The 22,434-nt window shown below is 65.0% G+C and carries 24 protein-coding genes and 1 other RNA gene; 12 read left to right on the forward strand and 13 right to left on the reverse strand.

Going from position 1 to position 22,434, the window contains the following annotated elements; translation table 11 throughout:
* A partial coding sequence (locus tag IP92_RS08280) for a helix-turn-helix domain-containing protein (RefSeq protein WP_145874098.1) occupies positions 1-485 on the reverse strand: 485 nt, incomplete at its 3' end.
* A 73-nt stretch (positions 486-558) separates the two neighbouring features.
* On the reverse strand, positions 559-870 hold the full coding sequence (locus IP92_RS08285; protein WP_145874099.1) for a c-type cytochrome: 312 nt from the start codon (positions 868-870) through the stop codon (positions 559-561).
* 160 nt (positions 871-1,030) lie between these two features.
* Between IP92_RS08285 and IP92_RS08290 the strand changes: the two genes are divergently transcribed.
* Positions 1,031-1,261, forward strand: a complete 231-nt coding sequence (locus IP92_RS08290; RefSeq protein WP_145874100.1) for a TIGR04438 family Trp-rich protein — start codon at positions 1,031-1,033, stop codon at positions 1,259-1,261.
* A gap of 192 nt (positions 1,262-1,453) precedes the next feature.
* Here the strand turns inward: IP92_RS08290 and ilvD are convergent, their stop codons facing one another.
* Positions 1,454-3,316 carry a dihydroxy-acid dehydratase gene (gene ilvD, locus IP92_RS08295; protein ID WP_145874101.1) on the reverse strand — a complete coding sequence of 621 codons (1,863 nt, stop codon included), beginning with the start codon at positions 3,314-3,316 and terminating at the stop codon, positions 1,454-1,456.
* 121 nt (positions 3,317-3,437) lie between these two features.
* On the opposite strand from ilvD, the gene IP92_RS08300 reads away from it, so the two are divergent.
* From IP92_RS08300 to IP92_RS08310, 3 genes are all read left to right on the forward strand, one after another.
* Positions 3,438-4,334, forward strand: coding sequence for a LysR family transcriptional regulator (locus tag IP92_RS08300; RefSeq protein ID WP_145874102.1), 897 nt, complete (start codon positions 3,438-3,440; stop codon positions 4,332-4,334).
* Positions 4,334-5,158, forward strand: coding sequence for a prolipoprotein diacylglyceryl transferase (gene lgt / locus IP92_RS08305; RefSeq protein ID WP_145874103.1), 825 nt, complete (start codon positions 4,334-4,336; stop codon positions 5,156-5,158). The genes IP92_RS08300 and lgt overlap by 1 nt, the downstream gene beginning before the upstream one ends.
* Positions 5,159-5,289: 131 nt before the next feature.
* Positions 5,290-5,961, forward strand: coding sequence for a PEP-CTERM sorting domain-containing protein (locus IP92_RS08310; protein ID WP_158206714.1), 672 nt, complete (start codon positions 5,290-5,292; stop codon positions 5,959-5,961).
* Positions 5,962-5,980: 19 nt separating this feature from the next.
* Here IP92_RS08310 and IP92_RS08315 read toward each other — a convergent pair whose 3' ends face one another.
* The 5 genes from IP92_RS08315 to IP92_RS30630 all read right to left on the reverse strand — a co-directional run bounded on the left by IP92_RS08315 (position 5,981) and on the right by IP92_RS30630 (position 7,610).
* Entirely contained in the window at positions 5,981-6,445 is a 465-nt protein-coding gene (locus IP92_RS08315; protein WP_145874105.1) for an EVE domain-containing protein, read from the reverse strand.
* A gap of 109 nt (positions 6,446-6,554) precedes the next feature.
* Positions 6,555-6,735: non-coding RNA, 6S RNA (gene ssrS / locus IP92_RS08320), on the reverse strand.
* 46 nt (positions 6,736-6,781) lie between these two features.
* Positions 6,782-7,090, reverse strand: coding sequence for a cell division protein ZapA (locus tag IP92_RS08325; protein WP_145874106.1), 309 nt, complete (start codon positions 7,088-7,090; stop codon positions 6,782-6,784).
* The gene (locus IP92_RS08330; protein WP_229418688.1) at positions 7,087-7,347 is read right to left on the reverse strand and encodes a hypothetical protein; all 261 of its coding nucleotides are present in this window, start codon (positions 7,345-7,347) and stop codon (positions 7,087-7,089) included. The genes IP92_RS08325 and IP92_RS08330 overlap by 4 nt, the downstream gene beginning before the upstream one ends.
* Positions 7,348-7,475: 128 nt before the next feature.
* The gene (locus tag IP92_RS30630) at positions 7,476-7,610 is read right to left on the reverse strand and encodes a hypothetical protein (protein ID WP_260070753.1); all 135 of its coding nucleotides are present in this window, start codon (positions 7,608-7,610) and stop codon (positions 7,476-7,478) included.
* Between the two features lie 268 nt (positions 7,611-7,878).
* Between IP92_RS30630 and groES the strand changes: the two genes are divergently transcribed.
* The 4 genes from groES (at position 7,879) to IP92_RS08350 (ending at position 12,311) form a co-directional block, all read left to right on the forward strand.
* On the forward strand, positions 7,879-8,169 hold the full coding sequence (groES, locus tag IP92_RS08335; protein ID WP_145874107.1) for a co-chaperone GroES: 291 nt from the start codon (positions 7,879-7,881) through the stop codon (positions 8,167-8,169).
* A gap of 37 nt (positions 8,170-8,206) precedes the next feature.
* Positions 8,207-9,853 (forward strand): chaperonin GroEL, encoded by a 1,647-nt coding sequence (groL, locus tag IP92_RS08340; protein ID WP_145874108.1) that lies wholly within the window; start codon positions 8,207-8,209, stop codon positions 9,851-9,853.
* Positions 9,854-10,053: 200 nt separating this feature from the next.
* On the forward strand, positions 10,054-11,220 hold the full coding sequence (locus tag IP92_RS08345; RefSeq protein WP_158206715.1) for a tetratricopeptide repeat protein: 1,167 nt from the start codon (positions 10,054-10,056) through the stop codon (positions 11,218-11,220).
* A gap of 110 nt (positions 11,221-11,330) precedes the next feature.
* The gene (locus tag IP92_RS08350) at positions 11,331-12,311 is read left to right on the forward strand and encodes an IS1595 family transposase (protein ID WP_145874110.1); all 981 of its coding nucleotides are present in this window, start codon (positions 11,331-11,333) and stop codon (positions 12,309-12,311) included.
* An 89-nt stretch (positions 12,312-12,400) separates the two neighbouring features.
* Here IP92_RS08350 and IP92_RS30140 read toward each other — a convergent pair whose 3' ends face one another.
* Entirely contained in the window at positions 12,401-12,574 is a 174-nt protein-coding gene (locus IP92_RS30140; protein WP_199272035.1) for a glycine zipper domain-containing protein, read from the reverse strand.
* Positions 12,575-12,767: 193 nt separating this feature from the next.
* On the opposite strand from IP92_RS30140, the gene IP92_RS08355 reads away from it, so the two are divergent.
* The 4 genes from IP92_RS08355 (at position 12,768) to IP92_RS08370 (ending at position 16,377) form a co-directional block, all read left to right on the forward strand.
* Positions 12,768-13,190, forward strand: a complete 423-nt coding sequence (locus IP92_RS08355; protein ID WP_145874111.1) for a hypothetical protein — start codon at positions 12,768-12,770, stop codon at positions 13,188-13,190.
* A gap of 96 nt (positions 13,191-13,286) precedes the next feature.
* Positions 13,287-15,077 (forward strand): thiamine pyrophosphate-requiring protein, encoded by a 1,791-nt coding sequence (locus tag IP92_RS08360; RefSeq protein WP_145874112.1) that lies wholly within the window; start codon positions 13,287-13,289, stop codon positions 15,075-15,077.
* A gap of 67 nt (positions 15,078-15,144) precedes the next feature.
* Positions 15,145-15,660 (forward strand): hypothetical protein, encoded by a 516-nt coding sequence (locus IP92_RS30390; RefSeq protein WP_229418689.1) that lies wholly within the window; start codon positions 15,145-15,147, stop codon positions 15,658-15,660.
* A gap of 75 nt (positions 15,661-15,735) precedes the next feature.
* Positions 15,736-16,377, forward strand: coding sequence for a hypothetical protein (locus IP92_RS08370; protein WP_145874113.1), 642 nt, complete (start codon positions 15,736-15,738; stop codon positions 16,375-16,377).
* Here the strand turns inward: IP92_RS08370 and IP92_RS08375 are convergent.
* From IP92_RS08375 to IP92_RS08390, 4 genes are all read right to left on the reverse strand, one after another.
* Positions 16,361-17,590, reverse strand: a complete 1,230-nt coding sequence (locus IP92_RS08375; protein ID WP_145874114.1) for an MFS transporter — start codon at positions 17,588-17,590, stop codon at positions 16,361-16,363. The two genes, IP92_RS08370 and IP92_RS08375, sit on opposite strands and share 17 nt — an antisense overlap.
* A 24-nt stretch (positions 17,591-17,614) precedes the next feature.
* On the reverse strand, positions 17,615-18,151 hold the full coding sequence (locus tag IP92_RS08380; protein ID WP_307724843.1) for a PadR family transcriptional regulator: 537 nt from the start codon (positions 18,149-18,151) through the stop codon (positions 17,615-17,617).
* 461 nt (positions 18,152-18,612) lie between these two features.
* Entirely contained in the window at positions 18,613-20,481 is a 1,869-nt protein-coding gene (locus IP92_RS08385; protein WP_145874115.1) for a glucokinase, read from the reverse strand.
* Positions 20,482-20,589: 108 nt separating this feature from the next.
* Positions 20,590-22,206, reverse strand: a complete 1,617-nt coding sequence (locus IP92_RS08390; protein ID WP_145874116.1) for an alpha-glucosidase family protein — start codon at positions 22,204-22,206, stop codon at positions 20,590-20,592.
* Between the last annotated feature and the right edge of the window lie 228 nt (positions 22,207-22,434).

Raw genomic sequence — 22,434 nt, forward strand, 5'->3', positions numbered from 1 at the left:
TGAACTAAGGCTTGCAACTTTTTTAGGTAGGCATTCTCCATGCGCAGATGCTCTACCTCAGCTTGTAGATCTTCCTTCGACCGATTGCTATCGTCGCGCTTCGTTTCAGGCTTAGGCGGGGCTGCCGGCATGCTTTTGGGTCTTCCTCGTGGGCGTGCGATCAAGGCATCAAACCCAGCTCGCTGATATTCGCGCTCCCAGACTCGTATGACGCCTGGATTGCGGATATTGAACAGTGCGGCCGTCTGGCCACCAGAAAGCTCATTGTCCCACATGTGCTGCAGCACCGACAGCTTGACCTCGGCGGGGTAGTGCGTGAACTTTTTCTTCAGCCCATTAACTCCATGAGCCTCAAACCACTTGACCCAGCGTCTGACCATGCTGTCATCCAGGCCGTGCTGCTTGCTTACGGTCTTGTATCCTGATGCCCCGGCAAGGTACTGCTGAACGACCCTTAACTTAAAGTGCTCGTCGTGCTTCGTCATGAAAAAACCCCAAAAGTTGGTGTCCAACTTTTGGGGTTCAGTTCAGCTTGCCCGGTTTTTTACGTCTGCAGAATCACTTCTGCGACAGCACCCATTTGACGAGGGTATGCGCTTCAGCCTCGCTCACCTGCGGATTCGCGGGCATCGGGATCGCGCCCCACACGCCGGAGCCGCCCTTCATGACCTTCGCGACCAGCTTTGCTTCAGCATCCTTCTGGCCGGCGTATTTCGCGGCCACATCCTTGTACGCAGGACCCACCAGCTTGTTCGCAACAGCGTGGCAAGCCATGCAATTCTTGGCCTTCGCCAGGTCCGCGTTCGCCATCGCCGCCTGAGACGCGACCGCGCCGACGACAACCAGAGCACCCATCACGAAACGTTTCATCGATTTCTCCAAAGTAAATCCGCCGGTGAGTCTACCGCGTTTCGAACATTTCGGCACGCGTAGCGGTTATTGCCACAACGAAGCACTTGGGTATTCCGTTGACCCCCGCCGGCAGCGTAAAGTGTGAGCGATTGTAAGATGAACGCTTCCCGGAGTTAACATGCCCATCATCCTTGTCATCGTTGCACTGTGCGCGCTGCGCTGGTTCGAAGTCTGGCGCTTCGCCGACATCTCATGGTGGTGGATCGTCGGCCTGATGGTGTTCGCATTCGTCTGGTTCGAATTCCTCGAACCGATGCTGGGCCTGGACAAGCGCAAGGCCCACGTCACCGACGAAAAGCGCCGCCAGGCCCGCGTCGAGAAGAACTTCGGCGGGCCGAAGAAAAAGTAACAACGGCCGAGACCGTGTCCACTTTCGACACCCTGGGGTCAGACCCGGACAGGACACGGGCTCGTCGGTAATTCGGCGAAGCTCGACGGCCGAGCCCGTGTCCCTTGGTGCCAGGCACCAAGGGACATATTACGGATGAGCCTGTGTCCCCTCGTGCCTGGCACCAGGGGACACGAGCTGAACCGTAGTGGCTCAGCGCTTCAGCTGGGACAGGTCGCGCACCGCGCCGCGGTCGGCGGAGGTCGTCAGCGCCGCGTAGGCCTGCAGCGCCTGCGAGACGTAGCGGTCGCGGTTGACCGGTTGCCACGCGTCGGCGCCGCGCTCTTCCATCCGGGCGCGGCGATGCGCCAGTTCCTCGGCCGTCACGCGCAGGTTGATCGTGCGGTTCGGGATGTCGATGTCGATCGTGTCGCCCTCTTCCACCAGGCCGATCGCGCCGCCTTCCGCCGCTTCCGGCGAGGCGTGACCGATCACGAGGCCCGACGAGCCGCCGGAGAAGCGGCCGTCCGTGAACAGCGCGCATGCCTTGCCGAGGCCCTTCGACTTGATGTACGACGTCGGGTACAGCATCTCCTGCATGCCCGGCCCGCCCTTCGGTCCTTCGTAGCGGATGATGACGACGTCGCCCTCGTGCACCGTGTCGCCGAGGATGCCGGCCACCGCGTCGTCCTGGCTCTCGAACACGCGTGCCCGGCCCGTGAACTTCAGGATGCTCTCGTCCACGCCGGCCGTCTTCACGATGCAGCCCTTCTCGGCGATGTTCCCGTACAGGACCGCCAGGCCGCCATCCTGCGAGTACGCGTGCGCGCGGTCGCGGATGCAGCCGGTCGTGCGATCGAGGTCGTTGTCGTCGTAGCGCTCCGCTTGCGAGAACGCCACCTGCGTCGGCACGCCGCCCGGCGCCGCGCGGAACAGCCGGTGCACCGCCTGGTCGTCGCTGACGCGGATGTCGTACTTGGCGATCGCCTCGCCCAGGTTCTTCGAGTGCACCGTCGACTGCGCCGTGTCGAGCAGGCCGGCGCGGGCCAGCTCGCCCAGGATCGAGACGATGCCGCCGGCACGGTGCACGTCCTCGATGTGGTATTTGTCCGTCATTGGCGCCACCTTGCACAGGCACGGCACGTTGCGCGAGATGCGGTCGATGTCGGCCATCGTGAACGGAACGCCCGCTTCATGCGCGGCGGCCAGCAGGTGCAGCACGGTGTTCGTCGAGCCGCCCATCGACACGTCCAGCGCCATGGCGTTCTCGAACGCTTCCTTGGTGGCGATGTTGCGCGGCAGGACCGAGTAATCGTCCTCTTCGTAGTGGCGCTTGGTGATCTCGACGATCAGGCGGCCGGCGCGCAGGAACAGCTCCTTGCGGTCCGCGTGCGTCGCGACGATCGTGCCGTTGCCCGGCAGGGACAGGCCCAGCGCCTCGGTCAGGCAGTTCATCGAGTTCGCCGTGAACATGCCGGAGCACGAGCCGCACGTCGGGCAGGCCGAGCGCTCCACTTCCGCCACGTCCGCATCCGAGATGCGCGCGTCGCCGGCCTGGATCATCGCATCGACGAGGTCCAGCTTGATGATTTTCTTGTCGTTGTTGACGACCTTGAGCACCTTGCCCGCCTCCATCGGCCCGCCGGACACGAACACCGTCGGGATGTTGATGCGCATCGCGGCCATCAGCATGCCAGGCGTGATCTTGTCGCAGTTCGAGATGCACACCATCGCATCGGCGCAGTGCGCGTTGACCATGTATTCGACGGAGTCGGCGATCAGGTCGCGCGACGGCAGCGAGTACAGCATGCCGCCGTGGCCCATCGCGATACCGTCGTCGACGGCGATCGTGTTGAATTCCTTGGCGACGCCGCCCGCCGCTTCGATCTCGCGCGCGACGAGCTGGCCCAGGTCCTTCAGGTGCACGTGGCCGGGCACGAACTGGGTGAACGAGTTGACGACGGCAATGATCGGTTTTTCGAAGTCGCCATCCTTCATGCCGGTGGCGCGCCACAGCGCTCTGGCCCCGGCCATGTTGCGGCCCTGGGTCGTGGTACGGGAACGATAAGTCGGCATGGGTGTCTCCTCGGAACGGCAAAAATACCAGCTTGCCCGGGAGGCGACTAGTTGTCAAATATATGATTTAATACGCTGTGAGTCACAAAACATATCAACGCCACCAACGACCGGTCACATCATGAACATCGAACTGCGGCAGCTGCGTTATTTCGTCACCGTCGCCGAGGAACTCCACTTCGGCCGTGCCGCCAAGCGCCTGCACATGACGCAGCCGCCGCTGTCGCAAACGATCCTGGCGCTGGAGGATATGCTGGGCGCCACGCTGTTCGACCGCAACCGCCGCGGTGTCGCGCTGACGTCCGCCGGGGAAGCGCTGCTGCCGGAGGCGCGCCGCCTGCTGGCGCAAGCGGGCGAGCTGCCCGGCATCGTGAAGCGGGCGGCCACGGGCGCGACGGGCAAGCTGACATTGGCGTTCGTCTCGTCGGCCGACTACAGCGTGCTGCCGCCGTCGCTGCGCGCCTATCGCGCCGCGTACCCGCAGGTGCGCATCACGCTGCTGGAGGCCACGTCCGACCTGCAGCTGGAAGAGCTGCTGCACGGCCGTGTCGACGCGGGCCTGTTGATCCCGCCGCTGCCGGACAAGGCCAGGGCCGAGCTGGATTATCTGCCCGTGCTGACCGAGCCGCTGATCCTCGCGTCGCCGGCGAACCTGCCCGAGCTGCGCGGCAAGCACCAGGCCAGCCTCGCGGCGCTGGCGCCTCTGCCGCTGATCATCTTCCCGCGCGCGATCTCGCCCGGCCTGTACGACGCGATCCTCGCCGTGTTCCGCACGGCCGGCATCACGCCCGTGATCGGCCAGGAAGCGATCCAGATGCAGACGATCGTCAGCCTGGTGTCGGCCGGCATGGGCATCGCACTTGTGCCACAATCGGTCTCCAACCTGCGGCGCCCGGGAGTAGAATACCGGCCGCTGGCGCACACCACGCCGCTCGTCGAAACGGGCCTGGCGTGGCGCCGCGACAATCCCTCGCCGGTGTTGAAGGGCTTTTTGGATTTGATGAGAAAGAGACTGTAATGCCGCTAGTTCACCCGATGCCCAACCCCGTCGCGCTGCAGCTGGGCCCCGTCGCGATCCACTGGTATGGCCTGATGTACGTTCTGGCGTTCGCGCTGTTCATCCTGCTCGGCCGCGTGCGCATCAAGCAGCCGCACATCGCCGCGCTGGGCTGGAAGAACCAGGACCTGGACGACATGCTGTTCTATGGCATGCTGGGCGTCGTCATCGGCGGCCGGCTGGGCGAAGTGCTGTTCTACCGGCCCGCCTACTTCTTCGCGAACCCGCTCGAGATCTTCCAGGTCTGGCACGGCGGCATGAGCTTCCATGGCGGCTTCCTCGGCGTGCTGATCGCGATGTGGTTCTGGTCGCGCAAGGCGCGCCGCAACCTGCTGGACGTGTACGACTTCATCGCGCCGATGGTACCGCTGGGCTATGCGTGCGGCCGCCTGGGCAACTTCATCAACGCCGAGCTGCCGGGCCGCGTCGTGGCCGATCCTACGCTGCCGTGGGCGATGATCTGGCCGAACGTCGATGCGCTGCCGCGCCATCCGTCGCCGATCTACCAGATGCTGGTCGACGGCATCCTCGTGTTCGTGATCCTGTGGCTGTTCGCGCGCCACGCCCGCCCGCGCCTCGCGGTCGGCGCGATGTACACGCTGCTGTATGGGTGCGCGCGCTTCTTCACCGAATACTTCCGCACGCCGGACTGGGAGACCCACGTGCTGGGCATGCCGATCACGTCCGGCCAGGTGCTGTCGCTGCCGATGATCGTCGCGGCGATCGCGATGCTCGTGTGGTCGTACCGGCGCAATATCCAGGGGACGGCGCCGGCCACGGCGTGATTGCCCGCGCATGGGTGGAAATCGGTGAGAATGTGCGCGCCCTCGCGGTGCTAGGATGAGCGCGCATTGCAAATAATGCAATGCGACCTGCGCACTGTGCGCTGGCCCTACCACATCTCGAGGATTACACCATGCTCAAACGGCTTGCTCGTTCACTGGCACTGTCGCTCCTTGCGGCGCTCCCGCTCTCCACTCTCGCCGCTCCGGTTTCGGTCACCACGCATACCAGCGGCACCAGCGCGTACGGCGACTGGGTCGTCGTCGATGCACTGGGCATCACCAACTACGACTACCGTGATCAGCCTTTCGAACTGACGCTGCAATCGACGTTCGATACCGACGTGAACACCAATTTCTGGTGGGGCGACAAGCTGTGGATCTTCGGCGCCGATCTTACGGTGACCTTCCGCATCGGGGACGAAACCTTCCACAAGCAAGGTAAGGGGCAGGCGATGCTGGGCTCCGGATCGGACAGCTATTACCAGCAGGTGAGCTTCTACGATTCCCTCGGCAACGGCAAGCTCGTTGACTTTACAAACTATGTAATGGCGCCGCAAAACGCCGCAGCGGGCGATCCGCTGGCGGAGCGGGACGCGAGCGCCAGCGGCGAGCGCGTGGGCTCGATGGGGATGGATGCCTATAACGCCAATCCCGATGCGAACGGCCTATGGATGATGGGCGATTATGCGACCAACGCCTCCGTCACGGTGGTGAGCTCCGTCCCCGAACCGTCGCAATGGGCGATGATGGCTGCCGGCCTGGTCGCCGCCACGGTCGTCGCGCGGCGCCGGCAGCGCACCTGAGCATGCGCGGCAGTGGCCTTCAGCCGATCAGCTTCAGGATGAAGCGCCACTCGTCCGGTTCGACGGGCATCACGGACAGCCTGCTGCCCTTGGCCAGCAGGCGCATGTTCTCCAGCTCCGGGTGGCTGCGCAACTCCTTCAGGTCCACGTAGCGCCCCTGCTTCACGGCCTTCACGTCGATGCCGATCCAGCGTGGGTTTTCCTGCGTCGCCTTCGGGTCATAGTAAGGGCTCTTGGGGTCGAACTGCGTCGCATCCGGATACGGCGCGCTGACGATTTCGGCGATGCCGGCGATGCCCGGCACGGCGCAGCTGGAGTGGTAGAACAGCACGCCGTCGCCGACCTGCATGCCGTCGCGGATGAAGTTGCGGGCCTGGTAGTTGCGCACGCCGTACCACGACGTGGTCCGGTTCTTCGCGGCGAGGACGTCGTCGAAGCTGACGTCATCGGGCTCGGACTTCATCAGCCAGTACTGCTTCGGCATGCGCGCTCCTTTCGACTGCAAAAACTGCGGACGTAAAAAAACGGTTGCGCATCTTTCGATGCGGGCAACCGCTCTCGCTTAGTTGAAGCGTACTTGCTCCAGCTTTGAATAAGGCCCCGCCTGTGCCGTCATGCCGGCATCCTGAACCTAACGGTTCAAGGCGGTCACAGTCAGTTCAACTTCGGGTTCATCGGACTAGCGACGCTCACTCCCGCCAAACAATGTTCCGCGACCTATGCGTGTTAATGGTTCAAGGAATATATGGCATTTCTCGAACACCGCAGGGTGACCCGCAGTTTACTCCTCAAACGCGGCGAGGGAAAGTCCTATCGTGCGTCAGAACAGATTTTCCTGCGGGGTCAGCGCACTGTCGAGCACCCGCTGCATCGTGGCGATCTTCTGCTGCACTTCGAGCAGGGACATGTCGGACAGCGGGCCCGCAGGCGCTTTCGCCGTCAGGAACTCGGCGGCCATCGACAGCGCGGCCATCACGGCGATGCGGTCGTTGCCCTTCACCTTGCCGGCATCGCGGATGCCGCACATCCTCTTGTCCAGCAGGCTGGCCGCCTCGCGCAGCGCGCGCTCCTCGCCTTCCTTGCACACGAGCCGGTACTGGGCGCCCATGATGTTGACGTCGACGTTCATTGCACGTCCTCTTTCTCGGCGTTGATGTCGGCGTTGATGTCGGTGTCCGCGTCGACGGCGGTTTCAAGCGGCGGGATCTGTTCGAGCAGTGCGGACACGCGCTGGTGCGCCTCGGCCAGGCGGCGCTGGTAGCCGACGTTCTCCGCGACCAGCGCGGCATTGGCCTGGCGCAGCTGCGCGTTCTCGCGGCGCAGCGTGTGCGTCAGCTCGGCCAACTGCTCGATCTTGTCGGAGAGTTCTTGGATTTCTGAAATCATCCCGCCACTATAGGGGCGTGCAGAACCGTGGTCAACCGAATCGGCGCCGTTCTACACTTAAATACATCTTAACGGTATGGGAACGCCGGCCTCCGGGCGCATGCGCCCGGAGCGGCATGGTGGCAAGACTAGGTGACGGCACCCAGCGTCAGCAGCAGCACAGCGCCGGCCAGTACGCCCAGCGCGGCGCCGGCGGCCACGTTGACGGCAACCCGCAGCCATTCGGGTGCATGGAAGTCTCTCGGCAGTTTCGTCTGGAACATCGCAGCCTCCCCAGGTCCATGAATGCTTCCGGATGATGAATGGACAGTGTGCGCCAGCGCGGCCTTTTTGTCAAAACACAAACTTATTTGCAACATTGCCTGCGCGCAAACCCAGGCTGGACGCGGCTCCGCGGCAACGCGCGAGCCCATATGAATTTCCTAACGTGAATTCTCTTGAAATCAAATATGACCATCCCTATAATTGTTGGCACTCGTTAGTCGAGAGTGCTAACAACGATTTAACCTCACTGTACATAAGGAGTTTTGTATGAACCTTCGCCCTTTGCACGATCGCGTCATCGTCAAACGTCTGGACCAGGAAACCAAAACTGCGTCCGGCCTGATCATTCCTGATGCAGCGGCCGAGAAGCCTGATCAGGGTGAAGTACTGGCAGTGGGCAACGGCAAAGTTGCAGACAACGGTACCGTCCGTGCACTGGAAGTGAAAGTCGGCGACCGCGTTCTGTTCGGCAAATACTCCGGCCAGGCTGTCAAGGTTGACGGCGAAGAGCTGCTGGTGATGCGCGAAGAAGACATCATGGCGATCGTCAACAAGTAATCGGCCGTACCCCTAACAGAATCTGGAGAACTCAAACATGGCAGCTAAAGAAGTGATTTTCGGCGACGCAGCGCGCGCCAAAATGGTTGAAGGCGTCAACATCCTGGCGAACGCCGTCAAGGTGACCCTGGGCCCGAAAGGCCGCAACGTCGTGCTGGAGCGCTCGTTCGGCGCCCCGACCGTGACCAAGGACGGTGTGTCGGTCGCCAAGGAAATCGAACTGAAAGACAAGCTCATGAACATGGGCGCGCAGATGGTGAAGGAAGTCGCATCGAAGACCTCCGACAACGCCGGTGACGGCACCACCACCGCGACCGTGCTGGCACAAGCCATCGTTCGCGAAGGCATGAAGTTCGTGGCCGCCGGCATGAACCCGATGGACCTGAAGCGCGGCATCGACAAGGCCGTCGCCGCGACCGTCGACGAACTGAAGAAAATCGCCAAGCCGTGCACGACGTCGAAGGAAATCGCCCAGGTCGGCGCGATCTCCGCGAACTCGGACGCATCGATCGGCGAGCGCATCGCTGAAGCGATGGAAAAAGTGGGCAAGGAAGGCGTCATCACCGTCGAAGACGGCAAGTCGCTGAACGACGAGCTGGACATCGTGGAAGGCATGCAGTTCGACCGCGGCTACCTGTCCCCGTACTTCATCAACAACCAGGACAAGCAAGTCGCCGTGCTGGAGAACCCGTTCGTTCTGCTGTGCGACAAGAAGATCTCGAACATCCGCGACCTGCTGCCGGTACTGGAGCAAGTGGCCAAGGCTGGCCGTCCGCTGCTGATCATCGCTGAAGACATCGAAGGCGAAGCACTGGCAACGCTGGTGGTCAACAACATCCGCGGCATCCTGAAGACCTGCGCCGTCAAGGCTCCTGGCTTCGGCGACCGTCGCAAGGCGATGCTGGAAGACATCGCGATCCTGACCGGCGGCCAGGTGGTGGCGGAAGAAGTCGGCCTGACCCTGGAAAAGATCTCGCTGCAAGAGCTGGGTCAAGCCAAGCGCATCGAAGTGGGCAAGGAAAACACGATCGTCATCGACGGTGCCGGCGATGCCGCATCGATCGAAGGCCGCGTCAAGCAGATCCGCGTGCAGATCGAAGAAGCCACCTCGGACTACGACCGTGAGAAGCTGCAGGAACGCGTGGCCAAGCTGGCCGGCGGCGTGGCAGTGATCAAGGTTGGCGCTGCGACCGAAGTCGAAATGAAAGAGAAGAAGGCCCGCGTGGAAGACGCGCTGCACGCAACCCGTGCCGCCGTTGAAGAAGGCATCGTTCCTGGCGGTGGCGTTGCCCTGCTGCGTGCCCGCGCTGCCCTGAACCTGAAAGGCGACAACCCGGACCAGGACGCAGGCATCAAGATCGTGCTGCGCGCGATGGAAGAGCCGCTGCGCATGATCGTGCAGAACGCCGGCGAAGAATCGTCCGTCGTCGTCAACTCCGTGCTGTCGGGCACCGGCAACTACGGCTACAACGCCGCCAACGGCACCTACGGCGACATGGTGGAAATGGGCGTGCTGGACCCAGCCAAGGTCACCCGCTCCGCACTGCAGAACGCTGCTTCGATCGCCGGCCTGATGCTGACGACCGACTGCATGGTGGCTGAAGTCGTGGAAGACAAGCCGGCCGGCGGTATGGGCGGCATGGGCGGTATGGGTGGCATGGGCGGTATGGACGGCATGATGTAATTGCCGGCTGACTGTCAGCCTTCATGAAATGGCTGCTTCTTCGGAAGCGGCCATTTTTTTTTGCCGCGCGGCTTACGATGCGATCTGTTGCCTGAAAAATGGGGGGCTGTCCCGATTTTCCGCTGGCGCGGCGTGACATTTCGAGAGCTTTTCGCCCCTGCTGTTGGGTTAGCATCGATCGTCTGTCACGAGGAGAAACGATGCTGAGAAAATTCATTGCCGGCCTGCTGCTGGCGGCCTGCGTGCCCGCCTGGGCTGCGCTGGAGGGCAACGAGCTGTCGCGCAAGCTGGTGCAGGAAGGTCATGTGCTGAAAATGCAGGGCCAGATGCGCGAGGCGTTCGAGAAGTACCGGGAAGCGGCCAAGGCTGACCCTGGCGCATCGGTGCCGCTGTCGTCGATGGCCAGCCTGCTGCTCGATCTGGCCAGCAATGCCGCCGGGGCGGATAAGGAGAAATTCCGCGAGAACGCATCCGCCGCGGCCAACGCAGCGCTGCGGCAGGCACCGCAGGATCCCGTTGCGCAGGAAGTGCTGCGCAAGCTCGACGACGAGAAGGACGAGCCGCTCCACGTACCGCTGCCCGCGGCGGCAAAGGAGCAGGCCTTGGCCGAAGTCGCGTTCGCCCGGCAGGATTGGCAAGTCGCGTTGCAGCATTACGAGGCGGCGATGGCCGCCGATCCGCACTATTCGGGCGCGTGGGTCGGCGCCGGCGACTGCCATTTCGCGCAGCAGCAATGGCCGCGGGCGGCCGAACTGTTCCGCCAGGCCACCGTCATCGAGCCGCGCAATTCGCAGGCCTGGCGCTTCCTCTCCGACGCGTTGGGGCAGCAGGGCAAGCTCGATGAAGCGGAAGACGCGCTGCTGGCGGCGATCGCCGCGCATCCATCCCAACGCCCGAACTGGGACAAGCTCGCCGCACTGCGCCAGCACCGCGGCAGCGCCCCGCTGGTCTCACTGGGACTGGTGCCGAAAACCCGCCTGTCCGAACAGAACGGCAAGCCCCACATCGACATCGATCAGGCGCTGGCGCAGGACAAGGACAGCCCGGACCTCGCCGTGTGGCTCACGCAGGGCATGGCCTTCCACAACCGCCGTCTCGTGCAGCCGTCATTGACACCGTTCCAGCTCGAGCTGCACAGCTGGACCCAGGCGCTGCGGGCCGCCGACGAGATCGCGGCCAACAACGGCAAGACAGTGCAGGATCCGGCGCTCGTCAGGCTGCAGGAGTTCTATCACCGCAACCAGCTCGATGCCGCATTGCTGTTGCTGCGCTACCGCGAGGCGTACCGGCCGGACCTGGACGCGTGGCTCGCGTCGCACCCGCATGCGCTGCGCGAGTTCGTCGTCAACTGGAACATGCGGCCCTGAGGCCGGGCCCACCAACAAAAAGGCGCTGTTCGCGTAAGGTTGGGGAACTTCCAGGCGTCAACGCTGTCTTACCTTCTGTTGAGATACCTCATCGATAACAGGAGGCAACGATGGGCACGAGCGGCTTTCAGCACCTGTTCCGTGCGCTGGCGCAGCTGCCGCTGTCGGCTGACGAGATCGCTTGCCTGCGCGATTGGCTGGCCGCGCTGGAGGCGCCCGGGCGCTGCCTCGCCCTGATCGAACAAGCGAAAGGGCGATGTCCGTGCCCGCATTGCGGCAATGCGCGCTGTCATCGCAGCGGGCACGCCAATGGCTTGCAGCGATATCGCTGCATCGCCTGCCACCACAGCTTCAATGCGCTGACCGGCACGCCGTTGGCGCGTCTGCGGCATCGCGACAAATGGCTCTCTTATTTCCAGTGCTTGATCGAGTCGCGCACGGTGCGCGCGGCCGCCGAACGCGTCGCGGTCGCGAAGTCGACCAGCTTTCGCTGGCGCCACCGGTTCGTCGCCGCCGTGCGGCGCGAAGAACCACCAACGCTGAAGGGCATCGTCGAAGCTGACGAAACCTACGTTCTTGAATCGCAGAAGGGCTCGCGCCATCTCGACAGGCCGGCGCGCAAGCGCGGTGGCACTGCCACGTGCCGGGGCATCAGTCAGCAGCATGAGTGCGTGCTCGTCGCGCGCGATCGCGGCAAGACCACGCACGCTTTTCATGCCGGCCAGGGCGAGCCGGACGCCGAGCGTCTGCTGCACTACTTGAAACCAGTGCTGGCGTGCGACGCCTTGCTGGTCAGCGACGGCGCTGCCGCTTATCCGCGATTTGCGAAGCTGGCCGGGATCAGCCATCGGGCAATCAACGTGCGCGGCGGCGAGCATGCACGCGGCGCCATCCACGTCAACGGTGTCAACGGCTGGCATAGCCGCTTCAAGACGTGGCTGCGCGTTTTCTGCGGTGTCGCGAGCCGCTACCTGGCCAATTACGCCGGCTGGCAAATGGTGCTCGATGCAGCGGCACTCATCATCCCCGAGCATTGGCTGCGGGCGGCGGTTGCACCCCGGCAGCAGGAGCGACCGCAATATCTGCGATAAGTTCCGTTCGGGAGTGAAAGCTCAGCTAACGCGAACAGCGCGAACAAAAACGGCTGCCGCGGCAGCCGTATCCAACGTGTCGGTGCGGGTCAGTGCTTGCGCCGGGCCAGCCCGGCACCGACGGCACTGCCGACGCCGACGCCCAGTCCGATCCCCATCGCAAAGTTGCCCATTGCAACACCGATCGCGCAGCCGATCGCTGCACCCAGGCTGATACCGAAGCCAACATAGCGCCCGGTGCGGTCGTCCGGTTCCATATCCATCCTGTGTCTCCTGTGTGGTTGTTGTGCATTCAATATAACACCGGATTTTTGGTGCGCTGCTGTTTTTTTAGGCGAGCTGTCCCGCTTGAACAACGTTTTCAACGCGTCGCTTTTACACAGTTTTGCACCGCAACAACAGACTTCTGCTGTAGATATCGTTACAATACTTGTTTTTTAGAAGTAACTCCTTTCGATGCCCTTCTCCCCGCGCATGCTTGCCGTCCTTCTTGCCACCACGGCCGGCTTGCTGCCGCACGGCGGCGCGGCTGCCTCCCATATCGAGCTTGCCGGGCGTCTCGACAGCACGGTGGCGGAATATGCCGACTGGCGTGCCCCCGCCATGGAAGCGGATGGTATCGACGCGCTGCCGGAGACACCGGCCGAGGCGATCTTCGTCTTCGATACGGTCGCGCTGGCGGCGCCGTGGAGCTCACCTGCGCCGGCTCCGTACGGCATCGCTGTCGATGCCGCCACGCCGCTGCCGGCCGCCGTTCCTGACGCGCCGCAGCACGACCCGGCCGAACCGGGAACCTGGGGCGTGCTGGCCGTCGCGCTGCTCGCGGTGGCGCTGGCGGGACGGGGCAAGCGCGGCCAGGGTCCGTTCGATCCCAGCTGACGCAACCCGCGACACCGCCCCGCCGGCGCAGACCCGTGCGCCAGCCATCTCCCAGCGGACTTATCATATTTTTTTGATAACCCGGTGGAGACCCCGATGGCAGACACCGTAGGCGACTTCCTCTTGCAGCGGCTGCACGCGTGGGGCGTGCGGCGCGTGTACGGCTATCCCGGCGACGGCATCAACGGCATCATGGGCGCCTTCGGCCGGCAGGAGCAGATCGAATTCATCCAGACTCGGCACGAAGAGATGGCCGCGTTCATGGCCACCGCCCACGCCAAGTTCACGGGCGAAGTGGGCGTGTGCGTCGCCACGTCCGGCCCGGGCGCCGTGCACCTGCTGAACGGCTTGTACGACGCGAAGCTGGACCACCAGCCGGTGGTGGCGATCGTCGGCCAGCAGAAGCGCGCGTCGATCGGCGGCGACTATCAACAGGAAGTGGACCTGCCCGCGCTGTTCAAGGACGTGGCGCACGAATACGTGCACATGGCCACCGATGCGACGCAGGTGCGCCACCTGATCGACCGCGCGCTGCGCATCGCGAAGGAAGAGCGCACCGTGACGTGCCTGATCTTCCCGAACGACGTGCAGGACCTGGACGCCGTGCCGAAGCCGCCCCGCGAGCATGGCACCGTCCACTCGGGCATCGGCGCGCTGACGCGCAGCCACGTGCCGCCGCTGGACGCGCTGCAGCAGGCCGCGCGCATCCTCAACGACGGCGGCAAGGTGGCGATCCTGGCCGGCGCGGGTGCGCTGCATGCGACGGATGAACTGATCGAGGTGGCCGATATCCTCGGCGCCGGCATCGCCAAGGCCCTGCTGGGCAAGGCCGCCGTGCCGGACGACCTGCCGTTCGTCACCGGCGCGATCGGCCTGTTGGGCACGAAGCCCAGCCACGACATGATGAACGAGTGCGACACGCTGTTGATGGTGGGCTCGAGCTTCCCGTACAGCGAATACCTGCCGAAGGAAGGCCAGGCGCGTGGCGTGCAGATCGACATCGACGCACGCCGCGCCAGCATGCGCTATCCGATGGAATTCAACCTGATCGGCGATGCCAGGGAGACGTTGCGCGCACTGATCCCTCTCTTGCAGCGCAAGAGCGACCGCCGCTGGCAGGAGCAGATCCGCGAAGGCGTCGAGCGCTGGTGGCGCGTGCTCGAGGGCCGCGCGATGAACGACGCGCACCCGATCAATCCGCAACGCGTGTTCTGGGAACTGTCGCCGCGGCTGCCGGACGATTGCATCATCGTCGGCGACTCCGGCTCGGCGACGAACTGGTATGCGCGCGACGTGAAGATCCGCCGCGGCATGATGACGAGCGTCTCCGGAGGCCTGGCGACGATGGGCTGCGCGGTGCCGTATGCGATCGCCGCCAAGTTCGCGCACCCGGACCGGCACGTGATCGCCCTCGTCGGCGACGGCGCAATGCAGATGAACGGCATCAACGGCCTGATCACGATCGCGAAATACTGGCCGCGCTGGGGCAACGGCAAGCTCGTGGTGATGGTGCTCAACAACCGCGACCTGAACCTCGTCACGTGGGAGGAGCGCGTGATGGGCGGGAATCCGAAGTACGAGGCGTCGCAGACGATGCCGGACTTCCCGTATGCGCGCTACGCGGAGCTGGTGGGCCTGAAGGGCATCCGCGTCGACAGCCCGGATGCGGTGGCGGCCGGATGGGAAGCCGCCCTGGCGTCGGATGTGCCATGCGTGCTGGAGATGGTGACCGATCCGAACGTGCCGCCGCTACCGCCGGACGTGCCGGTCAAGCAGGCCGCCGCCTACTTCAAGGCGCTGCTGAAGGGCGATCCGGATGCGCTGGCGACCGTGCGCGCCAGCATCAAGGAGACGTGGGAATCGTGGTTCCCGCCGAAGAAGGATTGAGCGATAGCCAGCGGGGCGGCCGATCGGCTAACATGGCCGCAACATCGACCGAACGAAGGCACGCCGCATGAGCAAACCCTCCCGTCTCCCCGCCATCGCCGGCACGCTGGCCGGCCTGCTGGCCGCCGCGCTGGGAGCGTGGTACCTGTATCCGCAGCATGTGGGGCCTGCTCCCGCGCCGGCCCGCGCTCCAGTTGCCGCACCTGCAGCGGCACCCGCTACGGCACCGGCCACAAGGGGGGCGGAGGGCGCGCGGCAGCAGCTGACGCGCGACCAGGCCGTCGAGCGGCTGATGGCGCTGCCGGAGCTGCAGGCCTGGGCGCGCAGCATCGAGACGGCATCGCACGGCGCCGTGCATGGCGCCGTCATCCCGTTCGATCCGGCGCTGCGCGAGCTGCACGGCAAGCGCTATCACCAGCTCAGCTTCGTCGAGAACCGGCCCGACGCGGCCATCACGTGGGAGAGTTTCCTCGTCGGCGCGGCCGACGGCGAGATCCTCGTCGACGATGCCGAGACGGGCAACGCCATGCCGCTGGACCAGTGGCGGCGCACGAAACGCCCGATGGAGCGCGGCGCGCGCTGACGGTGACCATCGGGCGTCGCACGGCCGCGACGCACAGGCGCTCAGGCCATCCCTTCGTTGGCGTATCATGACGCCATGTTCAAGAAACTCTTCGCAGCGCTGTCCGGGCGCCGCCATGCCGCCCCGCCGCTGCCGTACCGACAGGACGAGCTCAATCTCGTCTACCAGCTGCTGTTCTGCGACGACCCGCAGCTGGTGAAGGCCAGCGGCACGCCGGCGTCGCTGTTCGGCAGCGCGCCCGACCCGCGCGTCGTGCAGACGATCGGCGAGGACCCGGCGGAGGAAAGCCGCGTGCGGCTGCTGGCCTGGCACTGGCTGCGGGCGGCCGGGCAGCCGGTCGCGTCGCGCGAACTGCTGGGCGTCGTCGTCGAGGTGCCGCTGGACCAGGGGCTCGACGTGCTGGCCGCGTATGCCGACGGCAGCGTACGCTACATCAACCACACGGGCCGCGTGGCCGTGTTCGAAGGCGCGCCGGACGACGTCGCGCGCCAGGCCAGGCTGCTCGTGCAAACGGCCCTGCCTCTCGCCGTGAAAGGCACGACGAAGGGCCGCACGGCGCCGCCGGTGCCGGGCAATGTCCGGCTGTCGCTGCTGGCGGCGGACGGCATGCACGTGCGCGAAGGCAGCTTTGGCGACATCGAGCGCGACAAGCTCGCCGCGCCCGTGCTGCAGGAAGCGCAGCGCTTGCTGGACGCCGTCGTCAGGCAGCGGAGCTGACGGGGCGCGGACTGGCCGCTCCCACCCTGCCCGCCCACCAGAACGTGAACAGCGACAGCGCCGCGGCGATCCAGCCGTTGATGCCGTAACCGGAGATGTGGCCGGCCGCATCCGTCCGCAGCCACAGCCCGCCCAACAGCGCACCGAGGCCCGTACCGATCTGCTGCACGGCCGCGTTCGCGCTGAGGAAGGCGCCGCGGCGGCGCGGCTCAGGCACCGTCGTCATCAACGCCTGCAGCGGGACGGTGCGGCCGTTCATCGTGACCATGAAGAACGGGAACAGGCAGATCAGCGCGGCCAGCGGCAGCGGCGGCAGGTGTGTGACGCCGAGGATCGGAACGACCGAGAACAGCACGAACAGCCTGTAGACCTTGTGCTTGCCCGCCCGGTCCGACCAGCTGCCGACGAAGCGCGAACTGAAGAACGCCGCGACGCCGCCGGCCATGTAGATCCACGTGATGTCGCCCGGCCGCACGCCGAGATTCCCCACCAGGACTGGCGAGATGAACGGGATCACCAGCATCGCGTTCAGCACCGTCAGGAACGTCAGCAGGAATGCGCGCAAGTGCGCCGGCACGGCGAACAGCCCTGCCAGGTCGGGCAGCGCGCGCGCCAGCGGCGTGCGCTGGCCCATGTGCGCCGTCAGCGCCGGCAGCACGAACGCCGCGCCGCACCAGATCACCATCGAGAACAGCACCAGCAGGTAGAACGGCGACTGCCAGCCGAAGCGCGCGGCCAGGCTGATGCCCAGCGGTACGCCGAGGATCGCGGCCATCGAGAACGACGTCATCACGATGCCGGTCGCGTAGCCGCGCCGCTCCGGTGCGATCAGGTCGCCGATGATCGCCATGCCGATCGCGCCCAGCACGCCGCCCGTCAAGCCGGCGAAGGCACGCGACAGCACGAGCACGTGGAAATTCGGCGCGACGGCGCAGGCGAGATTGGACAGGTTAAACAGCAGGAAGACCGTCAGCAGCAGGCGCTTGCGGTCGAAGCGGTCGACGTAGGTTGCCGCCAGCAGGCCGGAAAAACCGGCGCACCAGGCATAGGCCGACACGGCGCCGGAGAACTGCGCCGCACTGATCGAAAAGGCCTGCATCAGCTGCGGCGACAGCGGCATCATCACCATGAAATCCATGATCACGGTGAACTGGATCAGCGCCAGCAGCCACAGGACGAGTTTTTCGCGGGCGGGAGTCAGGGGTAGCGTCATCTTGTTCTTGTTGGGCTGGACGGGTTATGGGAGCTGGCGGATCTCTTCGGCGGCTGCGCGCAGGATCGCCATGATCCGCTCGACCCGCCCGGGACTGGCGGCGGGATCGCGGCCCCGCTCGATGACGACGGCCTTCAGCTCGTGCATGACCGCGCGCAGGTCGTCGCGGCCGCCCCCGCCCGTCTCGGCCAGGCGCGCCATCAGCGCATCGACCATCGCCCGGTTCTCGTCCAGGAACGCCTGGCCTTCCGGCGTGATCGAATGCAGCTTCTTGTTGCCCTCGAAGGCGATCGACACGTGGCCCATGTCATACAGCATGGCCATCAGCGGATAGATCGCCCCCGGGCTCGGCGCATAACCGCCACCGACGCGCTGCTCGAGCTCCTTGATGATCTCATAGCCGTGCCGGGGCTTCTCGGCGATCAGCTGCAGCACGACATAGCGCATCGCGCCCGCATCGAACATGCGCGGCCCGCGTCCGCCATGGCCGCCGTGGCCGCCGTGATGATGATGGTGATGACCGCGCATCTGCATGCCGTGGCGGCGGAACATATGGAACATGACTTACTCCTTAAGATATATCGCAATGAGATATATCGTAAACGTTCCTGAAGAATTCGCAAGCTTTTTTTACGGCTGAGTTTGTGTCCACCATGGGGTCACCCCCAAAAACGGACACGACCTCGACCATAGTATTGATGAGCTCGTGTCCGAAAACAGGGTTGACCCCATGGTGGACACGAGCTCGGCTGTTGGTGGTGGGCTCGGCTGTTGGTGGCGGGCACGGCGGCGCCGCGGCGGGTGGGGTTCGGGTATCGTTGGCTCAACCGAAGCAAGCGATGGAGGAAACGATGCGCAAGATGATCTTGATGGCACTCGCCGGTTTCATCTGGAAGCAGGTGCAGGCTCGCGTGTTCAACCGCGCCCCGGCCGGCAAGACGTGGCGGCGGTATTGATGGCACGCCGATGAAAAACGCCGGGGCGCTTGCGCGGCCCGGCGTTTTTTTACGTCCCGACGACGGTCACGTGTCGAGGTGGGAGATCAACAGGCGCGGGCTGTCCTGCGACGCGCCCTTGCGCTCCAGGACCAGCGCCTTGTTCTGTTCGTCGAGCGAGATGCCGACCGTCAGAATGTCGATCAGCAGCAGTTGCAGGATCCGCGAGATCATCGACAGGAACGACGTGCTGTCTTCCGTATGGTCCACCGCCAGGCACACGGTCGCCTTCTTCGCCAGCGGCGACTGGCTCGTCGTGATCGCGATGACGTCGGCGCCCGCCGCGCGGGCCGTGTCGACGGCTTCCAGCAGCTCCGGCAGGCGGCCCGAGTTCGAGATCGCGATGACGACATCGCCCGGCTGCAGCAGCCCCGCGGCCAACGTCAGCAAGTGCGAGTCGCCATACGATGCCGTCGGAATGCGGAAGCGGAAGAATTTGTGCTGGCCGTCCAGCCCCACGACGCGCGAATTGCCCATTGCGTAGAACTCGACCTTCTTGGCCTTCGCGACGAGGGCGATGGCGCGGTCCAGCGCGCGCACGTCCAGCTGGTCGCGGAACTTCAGGATCGCGGACACCGTGTTGTCGATCACCTTGGCCGACAGGTCGTGCGTGCTGTCGCTGTTGCGCACCTGGCTGTGGCGCACGGGGATCGCGCCCGTCAGGCTGCTGGCGAACTTCAGCTTGAAGTCCGCCAGGCCCGTGAAGCCCAGCGAGCGGCAGAAGCGGATCACGGTCGGCTGCGACACCTCGGCCAGCCGGGCGATGTCGGCGATCGGTTCGTTCAGCACGAGGCGCGGCTGTTCCAGCACCAGCTGGGCGACGCGCTGCTCGGCCGGCGTCAGTTCGTGCTGCAGGTTCTGCACGCGCTCCATCAGCGTGTTCGCACCGCTGCGGCCGCGCAGGTGTTCGGACAGGATCGTCGCGACGCCATAGAACGCCGGGTTCGGCGTCGTGATCACGTACGTCGGGATCTCGGCCAGGTACGACGAGAAGCGGCCCTTCGCCTCGAAGCGGGCGCGGAACGGCGAGCTGCGGAACCATTCGCCCATCCGCGGCACGATGCCGCCGCCGATGAAGATGCCGCCGAAGGAACCCAGCGTGACGGCCAGGTTGGCGGCCGCGCCGCCCAGCATCGCGGAAAAGCATTCGAGCACTTCCAGGCACAGCGCATCGTTGTCCTTCAATGCGCCGGCGATGATCTGCTGCGACGTCAGGTCGCGCACCTGGCGGCCGTTGCGCCGCGCGATCGCGCGGTAGATGATCTCCATGCCGGGGCCGGAGATCAGGCGCTCGTTCGACACGTGCGACCACGTCTGCCACGCGTATTCGAGGATCGCGTATTCGCGCTCGTCGGCCGGCGCGAAGTTCATGTGGCCCCCTTCGGAGCCGAGCGTGACGAAGCCGTCGACGGTGGGAATCACGCCGGAGCAGCCCAGGCCCGTGCCCGGACCGAGGACGCCGATGACGGAATTGGCGGCCGGCGTGCCGCCGCCCACCTGCATCAGGTCCGCCGGCTTGAAGCCGGGGATCGCCATCGCCAGCGCCGTGAAGTCGTTCACGACGAGCAGCGTGTGCAGGCCCAGTTCGCGGCGCACTTCGTCCGTCGAGAACTGCCAGTCGCGGTTCGTCATCCGGATGTAGTCGCCGTGCACCGGATTGGCCAGCGCCAGCGCGCCGTGATTCAGGTTGATGCCCGGATGGTCGCTGAGATATTCGCGCAGGAGCGGCACGATGCCGGTGAAGTCGTCGCACTGCAGCACGCGCACGGCCTGGTATTCGCCGGGCGCCGTCTGCAGCGCGAAGCGGGCATGCGTGGCGCCGATGTCGGCCAGCAGGCGTGGGCCGTCGGCGAAGGCGGCGCGCCCCAGTTTTTGCTCAACTTCCACTTGTCTCATCTCGCTCTCTTATTGGTCATCCGTCGATGCGGGCGAGGCCGCAGCATACCTGAAATGGGCCCGACAAAGAAGCGCCGGGCCCGCGCCAGGCGGTGTTCAGCGTAATGCTTATGCCTCGTAGCCGAGCCAGCCGCCGCATGCCGGCAGCGTGACGACGCCGTCGACGACATCGCCCGGCAGCCCGGGTTGCGGCAGCTTCGCCGCGCCGCGCGCCTGGGGCAACGTGAACGTCACGTCGCTGCCGCCCAGGTTGAACAGGCACAGCACGCTGCGCTCGCCCGCCAGCGTACGGCGGAATGCCAGCACGGGTTCCGGTGCGTCGAGGAACTCGATGTCGCCGCGGGTCAGCTGCGGCATCGTGCGGCGCCAGGCGATCATGCGGCGCGCGAAGTTCAGCGGCGAGTCGACGTCGGTCTCCTGCACCGATGCGGCGGCCGCGATGTGCTCGGGCGCCACGGGCAGCCATGGCGTGCCGGTGGTGAAGCCGCCGTTCGGACCATCCGTCCACGCGATCGGCGTACGGCAGCCGTCGCGACCCTTGAACTCGGGCCAGAACGTGATGCCGTACGGGTCCTGGATCAGTTCATACGGCACGTCCGCCTCGGTGAACGCCAGCTCGTCGCCCTGGTACAGCGTCGGCGTGCCTTTCAGCGACAGCTGCATCGCCAGCGCCACCTTGCCAAACGCGCGCGGGTCCTTGCCCTTGCCCCAGCGGGTGGCGACGCGCGGCACGTCGTGGTTGCCAACCGACCAGGAGGCCCAGCCATCCTTGACGCGGCGCTTGAAGTCCTCGACCTGCGTGCGGATGTGGCGCGCCGAGCTGTCTTCCGTCAGCAGGTTGAAGCTGTAGGCCATGTGCAGCTTGTCGCCGCCGGCCGTGTATTCGGCCATGAACGCCAGCGCGTCGTCCGCCCCCACTTCGCCGATCGAGACGGCGTTGAATTCGTCCAGCACCTCGCGCACGCGGCGCAGGAAAGGCACGTTCTCCGGGCGGCACTTGTCATAGACGTGGGCCTGCATGCCGTACGGGTTCGCGTCCGTGACGGTGGACGTGTCGCGCACCGTCGCCACCGGGTTGTCGCGCAGCGCCTTGTCGTGGAAGTGGAACGTGACGGCATCGAGGCGCACGCCGTCGACGCCGCGCCGCAGCCAGAAGCGCAGGCTGTCCAGCATCGCCTGCTGCACTTCCGGATTGTGGAAGTTCAGGTCCGGCTGGCTCGTGAGGAAGTTGTGCATGTAGTACTGCTTGCGGCGCGCATCCCACTGCCATGCCGAGCCGCCGAACACGGACAGCCAGTTGTTCGGCGGGTTCCCGTCCGGCTTCGGATCGGCCCACACGAACCAGTCGGCCTTTGGGTTGTCGCGGCTCGAACGGCTTTCGACGAACCACGGGTGCCGCTCGGAGCAGTGGCTCATCACCTGGTCGATCATGATCTTCACGCCCACCGAATGGGCCTTGGCGATCAGGCGGTCGAAGTCGTCCAGCGTGCCGAACATCGGGTCGACGTCGCAGTAGTCGGCGATGTCGTAGCCGAAGTCCTTCATCGGCGACTTGAAGAACGGGGAGATCCAGACGATGTCCACGCCCAGCTGCGCGATGTAGTCGAGGCGGTCGGTAATGCCGTTCAAATCGCCCACGCCGTCGCCGTTCGTGTCGAGGTAGCTGCGCGGGTACACCTGATAGATGATGGCTTCCTGCCACCAGAGCGAAGATGGGCGGGTCATGTCTCGTCCAAGTGAGTTGAAGGGAATTGTAGAGAATATACAGCAAGCGTATGAATAGTTCAACGCATCCCATGGGCCGCCGTAGTCGGCAATATCTCATATAAAACAATGAGTTATTTGATACCCACTAAATATTACGGTTGCACGGCCGTAGTCAAACTACAGTAATGATGGGTTTACGCGACGCCACCGCCCGGCAATTGGCCATTGCCAGCGATACACGGTTCG

Source organism: Pseudoduganella flava, from assembly GCF_007830495.1.
Taxonomy (GTDB): domain Bacteria; phylum Pseudomonadota; class Gammaproteobacteria; order Burkholderiales; family Burkholderiaceae_D; genus Rugamonas; species Rugamonas flava.

Coding starts and splice junctions, on each gene's coding strand:
- IP92_RS08315 (WP_145874105.1), bottom strand. CDS start 6,445: ATGCCGAAGCAGTACTGGCTGATGAAGTCCGAGCCCGATGACGTCAGC.
- IP92_RS30390 (WP_229418689.1), top strand. CDS start 15,145: ATGAGCAAACCCTCCCGTCTCCCCGCCATCGCCGGCACGCTGGCCGGC.
- IP92_RS08300 (WP_145874102.1), top strand. CDS start 3,438: ATGAACATCGAACTGCGGCAGCTGCGTTATTTCGTCACCGTCGCCGAG.
- IP92_RS08350 (WP_145874110.1), top strand. CDS start 11,331: ATGGGCACGAGCGGCTTTCAGCACCTGTTCCGTGCGCTGGCGCAGCTG.
- groL (WP_145874108.1), top strand. CDS start 8,207: ATGGCAGCTAAAGAAGTGATTTTCGGCGACGCAGCGCGCGCCAAAATG.
- IP92_RS08355 (WP_145874111.1), top strand. CDS start 12,768: ATGCCCTTCTCCCCGCGCATGCTTGCCGTCCTTCTTGCCACCACGGCC.
- IP92_RS08285 (WP_145874099.1), bottom strand. CDS start 870: ATGAAACGTTTCGTGATGGGTGCTCTGGTTGTCGTCGGCGCGGTCGCG.
- IP92_RS08390 (WP_145874116.1), bottom strand. CDS start 22,206: ATGACCCGCCCATCTTCGCTCTGGTGGCAGGAAGCCATCATCTATCAG.
- IP92_RS08290 (WP_145874100.1), top strand. CDS start 1,031: ATGCCCATCATCCTTGTCATCGTTGCACTGTGCGCGCTGCGCTGGTTC.
- ilvD (WP_145874101.1), bottom strand. CDS start 3,316: ATGCCGACTTATCGTTCCCGTACCACGACCCAGGGCCGCAACATGGCC.
- IP92_RS30630 (WP_260070753.1), bottom strand. CDS start 7,610: ATGTTCCAGACGAAACTGCCGAGAGACTTCCATGCACCCGAATGGCTG.
- IP92_RS08325 (WP_145874106.1), bottom strand. CDS start 7,090: ATGAACGTCGACGTCAACATCATGGGCGCCCAGTACCGGCTCGTGTGC.
- IP92_RS08345 (WP_158206715.1), top strand. CDS start 10,054: ATGCTGAGAAAATTCATTGCCGGCCTGCTGCTGGCGGCCTGCGTGCCC.
- IP92_RS08360 (WP_145874112.1), top strand. CDS start 13,287: ATGGCAGACACCGTAGGCGACTTCCTCTTGCAGCGGCTGCACGCGTGG.
- IP92_RS30140 (WP_199272035.1), bottom strand. CDS start 12,574: ATGGATATGGAACCGGACGACCGCACCGGGCGCTATGTTGGCTTCGGT.
- IP92_RS08380 (WP_307724843.1), bottom strand. CDS start 18,151: ATGTTCCATATGTTCCGCCGCCACGGCATGCAGATGCGCGGTCATCAC.
- IP92_RS08330 (WP_229418688.1), bottom strand. CDS start 7,347: ATGATTTCAGAAATCCAAGAACTCTCCGACAAGATCGAGCAGTTGGCC.
- groES (WP_145874107.1), top strand. CDS start 7,879: ATGAACCTTCGCCCTTTGCACGATCGCGTCATCGTCAAACGTCTGGAC.
- IP92_RS08310 (WP_158206714.1), top strand. CDS start 5,290: ATGCTCAAACGGCTTGCTCGTTCACTGGCACTGTCGCTCCTTGCGGCG.
- IP92_RS08385 (WP_145874115.1), bottom strand. CDS start 20,481: ATGAGACAAGTGGAAGTTGAGCAAAAACTGGGGCGCGCCGCCTTCGCC.
- lgt (WP_145874103.1), top strand. CDS start 4,334: ATGCCGCTAGTTCACCCGATGCCCAACCCCGTCGCGCTGCAGCTGGGC.
- IP92_RS08370 (WP_145874113.1), top strand. CDS start 15,736: ATGTTCAAGAAACTCTTCGCAGCGCTGTCCGGGCGCCGCCATGCCGCC.
- IP92_RS08375 (WP_145874114.1), bottom strand. CDS start 17,590: ATGACGCTACCCCTGACTCCCGCCCGCGAAAAACTCGTCCTGTGGCTG.